Below are 209 nucleotides of genomic sequence, written 5' to 3'. Positions count from 1 at the left end.
CTTATATAAAGCATTAAGAAACACGTATTGTGGTTCTATTGGTGCTGAATATATGCACATGACAGCAACGGATGAAAAACGTTGGTTACAACAGCGTCTTGAATCTGTGCAGTCTAAAGCGGCACTTTCTGTTGATCAAAAAACCGAACTTCTTCAGGGCTTAATTGCTGCTGATGGGTTAGAGAAATACCTTGGAGCTAAATTCCCAG

Annotated in this window: 1 protein-coding gene; it reads left to right on the top strand. The window is 40.2% G+C overall.

What is annotated here, in order from left to right; translation table 11 throughout:
- Window positions 1-209, top strand: a 209-nt coding sequence (locus ACX6CF_RS26475; protein WP_458788376.1) for a hypothetical protein, incomplete at both ends; no start/stop codon positions are given.

The sequence above is a fragment of the Vallitalea sediminicola genome, assembly GCF_054408565.1.
Note: the sequence above shows the minus strand (reverse complement) of the source record. Positions and strands in the feature narration are given on the sequence as shown.